Source organism: Nitrospirota bacterium (assembly GCA_040757595.1).
In the GTDB taxonomy this organism is placed as follows: Bacteria; Nitrospirota; Nitrospiria; order Nitrospirales; family Nitrospiraceae; genus JBFLWP01.
In genome coordinates this window covers 1-12,329 of record JBFLWP010000009.1, presented here as the reverse complement: position 1 = coordinate 12,329, position 12,329 = coordinate 1, and the positions used below count along the sequence as shown (strand labels likewise).

At 63.5% G+C, this 12,329-nt stretch carries 10 protein-coding genes and 1 pseudogene; 3 read left to right on the top strand and 8 right to left on the bottom strand.

Features of this window, described 5'->3' with window-relative positions; translation table 11 throughout:
- Positions 1 to 123: 123 nt before the first annotated feature.
- From AB1411_09550 to AB1411_09535, 4 genes and pseudogenes are all read right to left on the bottom strand, one after another.
- A pseudogene (locus AB1411_09550) lies at positions 124 to 273 on the bottom strand (anion transporter).
- A 124-nt stretch (positions 274 to 397) separates the two neighbouring features.
- The gene (locus AB1411_09545) at positions 398 to 751 is read right to left on the bottom strand and encodes a hypothetical protein (protein MEW6543839.1); all 354 of its coding nucleotides are present in this window, start codon (positions 749 to 751) and stop codon (positions 398 to 400) included.
- Between the two features lie 77 nt (positions 752 to 828).
- On the bottom strand, positions 829 to 1,530 hold the full coding sequence (locus AB1411_09540; GenBank protein ID MEW6543838.1) for a SprT family zinc-dependent metalloprotease: 702 nt from the start codon (positions 1,528 to 1,530) through the stop codon (positions 829 to 831).
- A complete protein-coding gene (locus AB1411_09535) occupies positions 1,527 to 4,781 on the bottom strand; it encodes a type I restriction endonuclease subunit R (GenBank protein MEW6543837.1) in 3,255 nt (1,084 codons plus the stop codon). Before AB1411_09535 ends, AB1411_09540 begins: the two co-directional genes overlap by 4 nt.
- A 96-nt stretch (positions 4,782 to 4,877) precedes the next feature.
- Here AB1411_09535 and AB1411_09530 point away from each other — a divergent pair, with 96 nt between their 5' ends.
- Together AB1411_09530 and AB1411_09525 are read left to right on the top strand one after the other, a co-directional pair.
- On the top strand, positions 4,878 to 5,279 hold the full coding sequence (locus AB1411_09530; GenBank protein MEW6543836.1) for a type II toxin-antitoxin system Phd/YefM family antitoxin: 402 nt from the start codon (positions 4,878 to 4,880) through the stop codon (positions 5,277 to 5,279).
- Complete coding sequence (locus tag AB1411_09525; GenBank protein MEW6543835.1) at positions 5,276 to 5,920, top strand: zeta toxin family protein; 645 nt, start codon at positions 5,276 to 5,278, stop codon at positions 5,918 to 5,920. The genes AB1411_09530 and AB1411_09525 overlap by 4 nt, the downstream gene beginning before the upstream one ends.
- A 9-nt stretch (positions 5,921 to 5,929) precedes the next feature.
- Here AB1411_09525 and AB1411_09520 read toward each other — a convergent pair whose 3' ends face one another.
- Together AB1411_09520 and AB1411_09515 are read right to left on the bottom strand one after the other, a co-directional pair.
- The gene (locus AB1411_09520) at positions 5,930 to 7,156 is read right to left on the bottom strand and encodes a restriction endonuclease subunit S (GenBank protein MEW6543834.1); all 1,227 of its coding nucleotides are present in this window, start codon (positions 7,154 to 7,156) and stop codon (positions 5,930 to 5,932) included.
- Complete coding sequence (locus tag AB1411_09515; GenBank protein ID MEW6543833.1) at positions 7,149 to 10,106, bottom strand: N-6 DNA methylase; 2,958 nt, start codon at positions 10,104 to 10,106, stop codon at positions 7,149 to 7,151. Before AB1411_09515 ends, AB1411_09520 begins: the two co-directional genes overlap by 8 nt.
- 625 nt (positions 10,107 to 10,731) lie before the next feature.
- Here AB1411_09515 and AB1411_09510 point away from each other — a divergent pair.
- Complete coding sequence (locus AB1411_09510; GenBank protein MEW6543832.1) at positions 10,732 to 11,055, top strand: PilZ domain-containing protein; 324 nt, start codon at positions 10,732 to 10,734, stop codon at positions 11,053 to 11,055.
- Here AB1411_09510 and AB1411_09505 read toward each other — a convergent pair.
- Both AB1411_09505 and AB1411_09500 read right to left on the bottom strand, forming a co-directional pair.
- Positions 11,039 to 11,392 carry an IS3 family transposase gene (locus AB1411_09505; protein MEW6543831.1) on the bottom strand — a complete coding sequence of 118 codons (354 nt, stop codon included), beginning with the start codon at positions 11,390 to 11,392 and terminating at the stop codon, positions 11,039 to 11,041. The two genes, AB1411_09510 and AB1411_09505, sit on opposite strands and share 17 nt — an antisense overlap.
- Positions 11,393 to 11,926: 534 nt before the next feature.
- Positions 11,927 to 12,220, bottom strand: coding sequence for a type II toxin-antitoxin system RelE/ParE family toxin (locus tag AB1411_09500; GenBank protein ID MEW6543830.1), 294 nt, complete (start codon positions 12,218 to 12,220; stop codon positions 11,927 to 11,929).
- Positions 12,221 to 12,329 lie beyond the last annotated feature (109 nt).

Sequence of the window (12,329 nt, the reverse complement as noted above, 5' to 3'; positions counted from 1 at the left end):
CCGCCAGCTCCCGCGGCCAGGGCGCGGTCAAAAAGACCGCGACGAGGACGGCCGCCACGGTCAGCCCCTTCGTCGTCTGCCAGCGATCGAAGTGCGCGTAGGCCTCGTCGCGCCGCTCCGGCCCGCCGCCTCCAGACTCACGTCGCCCGTCGCCACGAGGACGATCGCCCCGAGCAGCGCGATGCCGGTGCGGTCGAGCTGGAAGAACGGCAGCCCCCCGAGGATCATCCCCAGGTAGACGACCGCGAAGACGATGACGACCGTGGTGGTCACGCGGCTGACGGCATCCGGTTAGCCCCTTGAGGCTGGAATCTGAACCGGCTCGGGCGTATGCGGCCGGGCATCGGCTCGATCGCGTCACAGAGCGAACGGGTTCGGGATTGCAGCGTCACGATCGTCAGCGGCGAAAGAGCGTCTGGCGGTACTTGGTGCCGTTCACGTCGTATTCGACGATCAACTTCCCGTCCGCATCGAGGCGGCCGGTCCCGATCCGGCCGGACAGATGGAGCACCTGCTCCTTCACCTCCCACGTGCCCTTCTCGCTCCCCCAGGTATAGCTGCCGTCCGGCCGCAGGATCAGTTGCGGCCAGGTGGGACAGGCCCGGCCGGTGAAGGGACCGCCGTAGACCGACTGGCAGCCCCAGGTGCCGACCAGGGAGACGTCAGGCGACCCCTCGCTCCCGGCGGAAGCGGAGCCCGGGAGCGAGAGGTACAGGAGCACCGCGAGGCTGAAACGACCCAACGTCTTCATGGCCATATCTCCTTGCGGGAAGTCTGTTCGATCCGTAACAGACCGCCAGGCGGCGGCGAGCGCGGGCTTGGGAGGACTCACACGTCCATGGCCGCCCCGTTCTTCCTTAACCATTCCTTCCGCTCTCGGTAATTCGGCAGGACCTTATCCACTTCGTTCCAAAAGGCCTCGGTGTGGTGAAGCTGGTGGAAGTGGCACAGCTCGTGAACGACGATGTAGTCGATGATGGTTGGCGGCGCCATCATGCACTTCCAATGAAAAGCGAGATCGCCCCTCGGCGAACAGGAAGCCCAGCGGTGGCCAAGCTCCCTCACATCGACGCGGCGCGGGGCGACGCCGACCTTCGGCGCATAGTAGCGAACCCGTTCGGCGATACGCGCCAGGCCGCGGGTGATGAAATAATCACGGAAGGCCGCCTTGGCGGCAGTAACCTCGCCACGGTCCACCAAATCACGGCGCAGATAGAACCGTCCGCCTTTCAGCAACAACGGCTCTTCCTGGTTTGCCACGAGGGAGAGCCGATACGAGCGGCCGAGGTAGAGAAACCCCTCGCCGTTGCGATACTCCCGGATCACCCTGGTGGCGTTGAGGTCGCGCCACTCGGCGAGGGTCTTGTAGATCCAGTAGCGCTTGGCTTCGACGATGGCCTCGATGCGTTCGTCCGTGACCGTTTCGGGCGCACGCACGAGGATGCGGCCATTGCGCTCAACCACGATGTCAGCCGTGGTGCGGCGGCTGCGCACGATCTCGTAGGCGATGTCCTTGTCAGGTGCGCTCATTGTGTGAGTTGGTTGTGCCGTCGTTCCGCGAGCTTGACGATTTCGACCGCGATTCGTTCATGCCGCGCGACGACCTGCGGAATGTTCGACAACAGAATCTCGGTGTCGATGTGTCCCCGGAGCTTCTTGACCTCGATGGGTTTCTTCCAAAAGTCGATGATGCCGATCGTCTCCTGCAAAATCTCCACGATACGGCTCATCAGCTCCTTTAACCGTTGGCGGCGATCGGCGGGCACGTCCCCGCCGTCGAAGGCCAATTGCACCACATAGTCATAGAAGGTCGTCGCTTCCTTGGTCAGCCCCTCGGCGGCCTCCGTGCGGCCCGCCAATGCCTCGGTCCGGAGCTGCTCATAGCCTTCCGCCAGGGCTTCCCAGTTATTTTTGTGCTCCTGGATCAGGTTCTCCAGCTTGTCGCTCAGGCGCTTGTAGAAGGCCGGGTCTTCATCGAAGTGCACCGTACAGTGCTTGCGGATGGCGTGCTCCATCTCGCTGGCCTTGGCCTCGGGGTCGCCAGCGGCATGCTTCTGCACGTGCGCCATGAAATCGGGGGAGAGCAATTCGATGGGCGGAATCTTTGGGTCGATGCCGAGGTCAATCAGATGCTCGTTGATGAGCGCCTTCACCTTCGCGCCGGCATCGGCGATGTCGAGGGAGTCGTCCTTGTAGCGTTCCTTGACCATACGGAGCAGATAGCCGAAACGTCGCGCCGGACCACGGTAGGCATGTCCGGCCTCGTGCGGGAGGATCAGGTTCAGGCTCTGGAGGAACTTCCTCAGATACACTTCAAAGTCGGTCCGGCGCTTGATGTCCTGCATCGCGCCCACCGCCGCATGCACCACGGCGACCTCGGCTTTCGGCGTGGATGGTGCTCCCGTGACGAAGGCCTCGATCTCCGTCACGCCGGCCGACCGGAAGTGTTGGAGGAGCCGGTGATACCGCTCTTCGAGGATCGGCAGTTCCGTGAGCAGATTCTTCAGCCCTTGCTGGATGTCTTGGGCATCTTCCTCCGCGTAGATGGACAGCGCGTAGGTCAGGTGATTGGCCAGCCCGATGTAGTCCACGATAAAGCCCCGGTGCTTGCCCTTGGCGACCCGGTTCACGCGGGCGATGGCTTGCAGCAGGTTGTGCTCGCGCAGCCGCTTGTCGAGGTACATGACCTGCTCGACCGGCGCGTCGAAACCGGTCAGCAGCATGTCGCACACGATGAGGAAGGCGATGCCGCTGAGGGCTTTGTCCGGGTCGTTGAAGTCGAAGGGCTTGCAGAAGTTCTCGACCGCATTCCACGCCTTCGCCTCCCTGCGTGCGGCGGTAATCGCGGCCAGTTCGTTGGTCGGCTCGGCCGACACCACCACCGCCGCCTTCAGGAACGCGATGCGCCGAATCAAATCGGCATCGGGCGTGGGCGCGCTCTTCTCGCGGCTCAGCCGCTCGGCCAGCGCCGCCCGGATGGCGGCTTGGTATCGGATCGCTGCCAGCTTGGAGTGACAGACCACCTGTGCCTTGAAGCCGTCGGGCAGGATGTTGTCGATGTAATGGTCCACCAAATCGCGCGCGATGGCCCTGATGCGGTTCTCGGCTTCGAGAATGTCGCCGCTCGTGCCGTATTTCTTCTTGATGGCCAGCAATTCTTCCTCGGTGCGCTCCTTGAACAGGTCCTCGAACTTCGTTTCGAAGCCGTGCTTGTCCTTGAGCGCTGTATCCGCCGTCCGGCCCTCGTAGAGGATTTGCAGCGTCGCGTGGTCGTGGACGGAATCCATCAGCTTGTAGGTGTCGATATACTCGCCAAAGCGCTTCACCGTCCGCTTCATGCCGTGCTGTTCGGTGATGAGCGGCGTGCCGGTGAAGGCGATGCGGGTCGCATTGGGAAACGCCTCGAACAGGTTATCGCCCAAGTCGGAACTTTGCGTCCGGTGCGCCTCGTCGATCATGAGCAAAATCCGTTCCGATCGGTTGACGACTCCGAAGGTCTCGGCCCTGGGCGGCTTGCCGTACGCGGCCAGCGTCTCGGCCACCATCAGCGGCAGGGCTTCCGGCCGCTCCATGAACTTGTGGACCATCACCATGTTCACGTCGGAGGCGTCGCTGCTCAGGTGTTCCCGGAGCTGGGCCGTGCTCTCGATGACGTGCACCTTCCCGCCGATCAGCCGGGCAGTGGCGGCAAGCTGTTCTTCCAGATCAACGCGGTCGTTGACCATCACGATCTTGAAGTCCGCGAGGTCCGTCGAGACGCGGAGCATGCGGGCGACGAAGACCATCGTGAGGGACTTGCCCGAGCCCTGCGTGTGCCACACGACCCCGGACCGTTCCTCCGCCGTCTTCCCCGTGCGCAGACGTTCCACGATGCGGCGGGCGGCGCGGTATTGCTGATACCGGCAGACCACCTTCACGCGCTGGCCGTCGTCCGTGTCCATGAAGACGGTGCAGGTGCGGAGCACGGCCAGCAGTGTGTCGGGGGCGAGCAGCCCCTGGATCAGCCGCTCCTGCTCCCGCTCGATGCCGAGCGGCGGGCGGTAGACGCGGCGGCGCTCCGGCCAAATGTCCTTCCAGGCATAGAAGTGCTCCGAGTCGGAGGTGATCGTGCCGAACTCCGCCTGCTCCCCGCAGGTGCGGACCAGCAACAGGTTGGAATGGAACAAGCGCGGCTCGCCCTCGCGCAATCCGGCGGCAGCCGTTTCGGGACGGGCGTTCCGGTAGCGCAGCAGTTGCACGAAGGCCGCGTGCAGCGGATTGGCCGTATTCGGGTCGCCGATCTTCGCCTCCACCACCACCAGCGGGATGCCGTTCACGAAGAGCACGATGTCCGGGATGATGCAGCGCTTCACGCAGCCTGGCGTATCAATGCGGAACTGGTTGATGGCGTGAAACTGGTTCCGTTCCGGGTGGGCGAAATCAATCAACTGCACGACCGGATCGGGCTCCCCGGTGAGTTCGTTCACGTCCACCTGGGCCTTGAAGAGAAGCTTCTGCACCGCCTCGTTGGCTTCCAGCAGCGTGCGATTGGGCTGGCGCAAAAGCTGGTCGCGCAGGTCGTCGAGCTGGCCGGCGGTCAGCCACTCTCCGCCGTCCTCGGTGCGGTTGATGGCCCGGACGGCGTGGCGGAACACGTCGGGCAGCAGCCACTCGCGGAAGGTCCCGCGCAGGCTGGCCGCCGGATCGGAGGGGATCACCCCCGGCCCTTGGTCAACGACCGTCCAGCCCAGCGCAGCGAGCTGGTCCAGGAACGGCCTTTCGACATGGAGGTATTCGGACATGGGCGGCCTCGGCGACGCCGGAACTTGACCGAGGAATAGCCAATTTGTACAATTCAGCTAAATTGGTTGCAACGTGAACGCCTTGTGAGGAGCGCCATGTCCAAGCTGACGTTCAGAAATAGCCTGGGCGAACTCGTGGATATTCCGACCGTGGCGGCCACCAAAGTCAAGAACGAGTTCGGGACGATCCTCGAGCAAGCCGCGCATGGCGGGGCGGTCGCCATCACGCGCCACGACGCGCCCAAGGCCGTGCTGCTCTCATTCGACGAGTTCGAATCGCTGGTCAAAGAACGTTCCCGTACGCTCCAGGATCTCGGCTCGGCGTTCGACGCGCTGCTGGCCCGCATGCAGACGCCGAAAGCCAGAAAGGGCATGGCGGCCGCGTTCCACGCCTCTCCCGCTCAGCTCGGCCGCGCCGCCGTCAAGGCCGCGCGGAAGGATCGCCGGACAGCGCACAAGGGTCCCCGCCGGACTCCCCTCCCGCGCGCCGCGAAATGACCGCCCCGCAGCCGCCGCGCATCTACGTGATCGCCGGCGTGAACGGCGCGGGCAAGAGCAGCCTGGCCGGCGCCACGTTTCGGGAACGGGGAAGCGACTACTACAACCCGGACGAGGTCGCCCGCGCATTGAGAGCGGCGAATCCCGCCCTCTCCCAGGCGGACGCCAACGGCGAAGCGTGGCGCCAGGGCGTGCGCCTGCTGAAACGGGCGATCCAGGAGCGCCTGGATTTCGCCTTCGAGACGACCCTCGGCGGGAGGACGATCCCGCGCCTCCTCGCGCAGGCCGCCTCGCAGGGCATGGCGATCCATGTCTGGTACGTGGGCCTGTCCGGTCCGGACCTGCACGTCGCCCGCGTGCGGTCCCGAGTCCGCCAAGGCGGCCACGACGTTCCCGAGGAAGACATCCGCCGGCGCTACGAGCGCAGCCGGCTGAACCTCATCGCGCTCCTGCCCCGCCTCGCCGCCCTGCGGGTGTTCGACAACAGCGCCGAAGCCGATCCCGCCGCCGGCAAGGTGCCGAAGCCCAGGCTGATCCTAGACGTGGAAGGGACCACGATCCTCGGCCCGCCGGACCTTGCCCATACGCCGGACTGGGCCAAGCCGATCGTCGCCGCCGCGCTGAAACTGTCCATACAGTAGCCCGCCGTCTTACCCGCCCGCCGAGTCAGCCACCCGCACGCGCACGCGGCCGGTCAGGAGGTCGTGCATGAGGCCGTGCTTGAGTTGCCGAAGCTTCTCCACACTGGCAACCATTCGCTTAATTGTTTCATCCATCCTCATTAAACGTTCTGAAATTGCAATTTGTTCATTGATTTTCCGTGGGACTGCAAGCTGAATGCGGATGAGATCTCGAAAGTAAAGGCGTAAGCGATCATCCACTACTCCGTATGAACGTCTTTTGAACATCGCGACGGCGGCATTGTTGGATAACAAGTATTCAGCAAATGCTGAATCAACACTGGGGGAGGGTGTCAAAACGATGTAAGCTGGACTTACAAGACAATCGTATTGCGCCCGTCCCAATACACCCTGCCACATGCGCATCATGTTATAGGCAATATCACCACGCCGAACGAGCAGATGACCTTCGGGGGAAAGCTTGCTTTCTATTCGCCGATCGACTGAATCTCGTTCGACAAGGCCGCCATACATCGTTATGGCCATTACTGGCAACCCTGCCTTTCCTCGTTCAACCCGCCGTGTGAATAATTCTCCTATGGAGAGGCATTCCCACTCTTTCGGAATCCAGCCGAGGGGGGAATCTTTGTAGAGGTGGGGGGCTTGGGCGCGGGTGGGGCGGAGGCGGCCGTCGGGGGTGAGGCCACGGGTGAAAAGGTCGTGCATCAGCCCCGCCTTGATCTGCTGATACTTCGCAATCAGCGCCTCCGTCTGCTCGATCGTCTCGTCCACCGTCGAAAGAATTTCAGCAATCCGGCGTTGGATTCTCAACGATATCGCCGGCACTGGAAGTGCCGACAACTCCTTTGCCCCGACTGCAAGAAACGTAGATCCTTGACTGCGTCGGTGCAGGAACCCGACATTTTGCTCGATGGCATGGAGAAGGAAGACATTGTCTGCCAAGTCCTGCCTGGCTGAAACGGCTCCAAGACCACGACCGATGCAATAATCTTGGTCTGCAAGGTTGGTCGTCCCAACTGGGGCCCTGACGCTAATCAAGACCGAACCTGATTTCGCAACGCGAAGCGGCGGTGAACAATGAGACGTGGCGGAAGGGACTCTTGCTCCGAACTCCGCACAGCCTTGAAGAAATGGAAGGCCGCGCTCAGATGCGTTGATGCACGATGACTCCGGAGACTGGCCCATTGTAATTGTGGCCAGTTCACTCAGAGGCTTTTCAGGCCAGCCCTCACTCATACCCCAACTCCGCCAGAAACTTCTTGAGCTTCGCGGCCTCGGCATCACGACTGGCCTCGATGGCCTTGGCGGTGACGGCGTATTTCGCGTGCAAGTTTTCCAGCGCGGCGAGGCAGGCGCGCTGGTCCGCGCGGAGGTAGCCTTCGTAAGTTTGTACGAGCAGCCGGTGGAGGCGGTCGAGAATCACGCGGCGGGCCTCGTCGCGGTTTATCTTCCCTCGTGCGGCGGCGACCAGCTCTTCCTCCCTTTTCTCCGCGGCGCGCAGCTCCGCTTTGATTCGCTTGGCCTCGTCTTCCAGCGCCTTGTGCCGGGCAAGGCGGTTCTCGATCTCCTGCGCTCGGGCGAGGAACTCCGTGTCGTCCCGCTTTTCCCGTTTCGCCAGCTTGGCCTGGGCCCTGGCTTCCCTGAGCTCGGCCTTGAGGGCTTTGACTTCCTCGTCCGGCAGGACGCCCGTGTCGTCGGCGTCCTCGTAGTCCTCCTCATCGGCGGCGGCGAAGAGGGCGGAGAGCTCCGCCAGGCGCAGGCGCTTCTGCTCCATCTCGGCGAGAATCTCGGGGAACTGGCTTTGGAGAATCTCGTCGTCCGGGATCAGCTCCGGTCCCCACCCGCTGAAGGCGATGGATTTGAACTCCGGCTTGAAGAATTCGAAGTAGCTGGCCAGCGCCCCGCGAATCTGGTGCTCGGTCAGCAAGTCCTGCCTGGCAAAGGCCTTGGCCGCGCTGGCGAGCAGCGTCCGGCGCAGGTCATAGACGTTCCCGCGCTGGCCGTTCGTCGGGGCGAGGGCTTCGATGAGCGGGAGGTTGTCCTTCCACCAGGCCTCCAGCGTGGCGAGAAAGCGCGTGTGGGCCTTGGCGACGCCAGGATCGCTCTTGACCAGATCGGCCAAGGTCCGACGGTCGGTGACAGCGGGCGCGAAGTCGGCGTAGGCCCCCTCATCCCTCGGGTTTCTCCCGGGAGTCGAAAAGCCCTCTCCCCCCGGGAGAGGGTTGGGTGAGGGACCTGGGACTGCCGACTCCACCACCGCTTGATACACCGCCTCCAATACGGCTTCGGTCTCAGCAAGCACCTGGTGGTTCCAAAACCGGAGCGTCCGAATGCCTTTTTTCACTAAGAAGCGATCTCTCCGCGCATCGTGTGCGCGCCCCGCCGATTCGTCGTGTTGTCCACCGTCCAACTCGATGGCGAGCTTCAACTCATGGCAATAGAAATCGAGCGCATACGGTTCGAGCGGATGTTGGCGACGGAATTTGGCCCCGGCAATCTGGCGCCCGCGTAAGAGTTGCCACATGAGGGTTTCGGCGTCCGTGCTTTTTTGACGGAGGGTGCGGGCCAACTGGAGAAGCTCAGATGGCAACGGCGTTTTGACGCGCATGCCGGAGGACGGGGGCTCTGCCCTCACCTCAGCCCTCTCTCGCTGGGAGAGGGGGCTGCTGAGGCGCGGGGCGAAGATGCGCTCGCGCAATCCCGCGTAGTTCTTCCAGAAGTGGTCGAGCGCGGCGATCTCGCTCGCGGGCACGCCCCCGTGCAGATGGGCGCGCACGTCATGCGGCTCGGGCGGCGGGGCGTTGTCCACGTAGCGGCGGATGTTGCAGTTATAGTCCTCGGCGGCGATCTCGCTCACCGGGACGCGGCGGGCGTAGCCGGGCACGTCTTGCATGGTCCGATAGACGTGGACGATCTTCGAGATGTCCTCCGGGCGGAGGAAGTTCTGCGCCTTGCCCTCGCGGTATTCCCGGTCAGCATTGATGAAGAAGACATGCTGGCGGGCGGCGGCGCCCTTCTTGTTCATCACCAGCACGCAGGCGGGAATGCCCGTGCCGTAGAACAGCCCGGCGGGCAGGCCGATGATCGCCTCCAGCCACCCGCGCTCGATGAAGTGCCGGCGCGCCGCCTTTTCCTCGCCCCCTCGGAAGAGCACTCCGTGGGGCATGATGGTGGCCATCTTCCCGTCGGCCTTGAGGACGGCGAGCATGTGCTGGACGAACATGAGGTCGGCCTTCTTGCCCTTTTCCGGCATCCACACGGCGAACCGGCCGGGATACTCGACGTCCTTCTTGATGTAGTTCTGGCTGAAGGGCGGATTGGCGAGGACGCGGTCGTAGCGTTGGAGCTCGCCGCGCTCGTCCTTGTGCTGCGGGCGGCGGATGGTGTCCTCCTGGCGGATGTCGGCGTGCGGGATGCCGTGGAGGAGCATGTTCATCTTGCAGATGGACCAGGTCGTGCCGATGCTCTCCTGGCCGAAGAGCGAGAGGTCGCGCGGGTCGCCGCCGCACTCGCGGATGTAATCGCGCGTCTGGATGAGCATGCCGCCGGAGCCGCACGTCGGGTCGTAAACGCTCATGCCCTCTTGGGGCTCGACGATCTCGACGAGCGTGCGCACGACTTCCGCCGGCGTGTAGAACTCGCCCGCCTTTTTCCCGGCGGAGTCCGCGAACCATTTGATGAGCGATTCGTAGGCGGCGCCGAGCAGATCGGGGAACTCGAAGTTCTCGTCGCGCAGCGGAATCTTCTCGAAATTCTGGACGAAGTTGGCGAGCGTGTCGTCGTCGAGCGTGCGCTGGCCGATCTTGCGGTTGAAGTTGATGTGTTTGAGGACGTCCTGGAGCGCGTCCACGTTGGCGTCTTCCAGCGCTTCGAGGGCCTTGTTCAGCGCCGTGCCGACGTTGGTCTTGAGGTGGCGAATCTTGGACCAGTGGGCTTCGTCCGGGACCCAGAAGGTGTACTTGTCGTGATTGACCAGTTGCTTGGCGATAGCCGCATCCGACATGCCGCGCGCCTTCAGCTCTTTGGCCAGTTGCTCGCGCTCTTGGTCGAAGAGGTCGCTCATCCGTTTCAGGAAGAGCATGCCGAAGATGTATTCCTTGTATTCGGAGGCGTCCATGTTCCCGCGCAGGTCGTCGCACGCGCGGAACAGGAGGGCGGACAGTTGCCCGAGGGTGAGTTTGGTCATGCGAGAAAAAAGACGCCGCGCTCGAAAAGACGCCAGGAGCCTTTCCTAATAGCCCCAGCAGTTTAGCGGATTCTCGTAGGGATGCCAATGCCGGGCGCGGGGGGTGGACAAGAGTTGATGGCTGATGGCGTATCGCCGGGAGATAGGAGCTTATAGCCTATGGCTCATAGCGGGAGGCTAGCCCGCATTATTCACGGCGGTTCGTCGCGAAATCGCACAGTCGCCTGGCGAAACGGGCGCGTGGAGGCGCGAGGGAGGGAAGCATACTCTTGCAGTATGTTGACCGACCGAGCGGCGAGCCCGCCCGCCTGCATGCCGCATTGCCGCATGCAGGCTTGTCGCAGCCGCGAATGTGCGATTGCAGCAGAAGCGTTCGTGAATAATGCGGGCTAGAGGGGGATGGCGGTACGAGCGGCTTCTGGAAGATCTCCACGATCTGGCGGTCGTGGTGGAACGACGCAGTGAAGCGGCGGTGAGCGCTGACGAGATGAGGAAAAGGCTACGGAGATGTGTATCGGCGACTGCGGTAGCCGACCATTCCGCTCTCCCGTGACGCGGCTCATAGATCGAGGGAGCACGGGAAGTGCTTGACAGGAGGGCGGCAAAGCCCTAGCCTGTGCCGCCGATGGAGTTGCGCCAGTCCCCCCGATTTGCCGCGGATCTGCCCGTGTCGTTTGCGGCCCACGAATTCGAGGGGCTCCAGCAGGGGACGACCTACAACCTCTCAATGGGCGGCTGTGCGGTGGAGAGCCCCGTCTCCGTCGAGGTCGGAACGCACGTGGCCCTCTACATCCACGCGCCGGGTGAGGCGACGCCGATCGCGATCGAGTTGGCGGCGGTCCGGCGGGCCATGCGGCGGGAGTTTGCCGTGCAATTCATCACGATCCAGGACGGCGAGCGACGGCGGCTGGCCTCCCTCATCCAGACTCTGGTCAAACCTTTTGCATGATGGTCACGGAATCAGCCTGGGCTTCGAGTGGGGCCGGTTTTCCGGCAGCCGGCTGGTTGATGCTGCTCGGCAGGCGGGCCATGCGGGGGAAGGCGATCCCGGTCAGCGTCAGCCGGCTGGCCAGATTGAGATAGACCTCGAAGTCGTGGCGGGCGTCCGTCGTGACCACAAAGGCCTTGGGCTGGATGGCTAACAGATTGTCTTCTCGCATGAGCCGGGCCACCCGCTTGTGATTGACCAGCAGGCCCCGCCGCCGCCGCTCAGCCGTAATCCGCCGATACCCATACCGTCGCCGATGCGCCAGCGCGATCTGCTGGATCTCGGCCCGTACGGCCATCTCTTCCTCGACGGGTGCGGCCTGCTGCCAGGACCGGTAGAAGCCCGCCCGGCTGACACCGGCGCTCGATACTGAGGCTGCCTTGCTGCGACATCACGTCCCGGATGTGGGCGTAGATGCCATCCCGCCAGCGTCGCCGCTCCGCTGGCGTCGAGCCTTTACGAAACCTGCCAAGAATGCCCCGCTCGGAAGAGCGGGGATGAATGGCAGCCCGTAGCGTAGCGGAGGAGAGAGAGTCCTCCTGGTTTAAAAAGCCCTGCCCGGAAGGGCAGGGTTCTTTACTTGCTCCTCACAGGCATCCGCATGCCCGACATGAACGGCCGCCAACTCGCCGCCCGCGTGCGCGCCAGCCGCCCAAAGGTCCGAATACACTTTATCTCAGGCGATGAGGCCGGCCTCCCGGCAACAGGCCCCAACTCGAAGGAGGACAGCGCCTTTCTTCCCAAGCCATGTTCGCCGGATACCTTGCGCGCCAAAGTGCGTGAAGTCCTGGGCTCATCAAGCCAACGGGGATGAGAGGGAGGGGCAGGTCTTTTACAGTTGGTCGAGCTCGCGGTAGTCGCGGTCGCGGTGGAGAATCCGGGCAATTTTGACGATCTTGGACTTCTCGTCGATCGCGTAGATGATCCGGTATTCGCCTTGGGTGGCACGGAAGCCGGCCAGGCCCCGGTAGGTGAAGTGGCTCAGTTGTTCGGAGTCGGGAGGACGTGGTGAACGGCGGAGACTCAGGATCTTCAGGAAGACCTGTCGGAGCCGTTTGGCATCGCTGGCACCCAGGTCTTCCAGCTTGGCATAGACCGCTTCAGAGAACTCCAGTCCGTAGCTCACAAGCCCAGACGCTTGGTGACCTCATCGAGGGTGAGGAAACGCTCCTCCTTGAGGCTCTTGGTGAGCAACGCCGACTCGAAGCGATCCTCAAGGTCGGCGAGGCGCTGAA